Annotated in this window: 2 pseudogenes; one reads left to right on the forward strand and one right to left on the reverse strand. The window is 64.9% G+C overall.

Annotated features, from left to right (window positions below):
* A pseudogene (locus ACWC2T_RS46085) lies at positions 1 to 406 on the forward strand (IS701 family transposase); the annotation flags it as partial.
* A gap of 210 nt (positions 407 to 616) precedes the next feature.
* Here ACWC2T_RS46085 and ACWC2T_RS46090 read toward each other — a convergent pair.
* Positions 617 to 983: pseudogene (locus ACWC2T_RS46090) on the reverse strand (transposase); the annotation flags it as partial.
* Between the last annotated feature and the right edge of the window lie 209 nt (positions 984 to 1,192).

Genomic DNA, 1,192 nt, shown 5'->3' on the forward strand with positions numbered 1-1,192 from the left:
AGGCGAATCCGGCCGTGTCACCAGACTCCAGCCCGCTGACCTGCACCTTCACCTCGCAAGGGACTCCAGAACCCCTGAATTGCGCGGAACGCAGGACCTCGCTTACGCCCCTTTGGAGGCCACCGTTCAGGAGCTGGTGCGAGTCGCCGGGACGCGCTGGGCGATCGAGGAATGCTTCCAGGCCGCGAAGAACGAATGCGGCCTGGACCAGTACGAAGTCCGCCGCTACGTGGGTTGGTACCGGCACATCACTCTGGCCATGCTCGCGCACGCCTTCCTGGCCGCTACGGCGCACCAAGTCCGGGAAAAGGGGGCGGCGCCGGTGGGACAGCCGAGGCAATCGAGTTCACAGTGGCGGAGGTTCGGCGACTCCTGGCAGCTTGTCGTCCCCGACCCCCGCACCTGAGCGGACATCGAGGACGACACCACGCCCTGAGCTGGTCGAACTGGCGCCGACGACGCCAAGCGGTCGCCCGCCGTTGTCACTATCTGCGGCGTTGTCGCACGATCGAGGGGCGGCCTGCCGAAGGCCACCCCTGACCACTCCGCGGCCCGCTACACTCCAGCCGCCCGACGAAACCCGCAGGTCAGACAGCGAAATCCTGCTGGAGTACTAAACCCCGCTGTCCGCACCGAGTGCTTTGACCAGATCATCCACGCTGCGGGTGGACACCCCGTGCACGTACGCCTCCATCACCACGGCGAACAAGGCCCGATCGATCCGCCGGCGCCGCTCCAGCATCAACGAGAAGAACGACCCCGCACCTTCTGGATCTTCCTGCTCCAGATCGCCGGCCTGGGTGGTCAGCAGCCGCTCCCGGTTGCCATTGCGCCACGTCGTGTACTTTTCGGAGTGCTCGCCCGGTGCGGCACCGATGACCTCGGTTGCCTCGTCCCGGATGAGTTTCTGCAGGATGCGCTCGTACAACACCCTGATCGTCTCAACTCCGTCAGCCGTAACGTAGTGACTCCAGCAGCCGCATGAGGTCAGACTGGACGCAACCCCATCGTGCGCTCCTCCGGCCGAACTACCCGTTCACCTAGGCGCTGTTTCTCGGATCCCCTGTCACGTCAGGGGATCCGAGAAACAGCGCCTAAGACCGTGTCCTATGTGGTGATCGCTCGTTGGGCCGTCTATGGGGCGGGGTACGTGGAGTTGGATTGTTCCGGACGGCTTGTGGGAGATCGCCGA

The organism is Streptomyces sp. NPDC001393 (genome assembly GCF_053597455.1).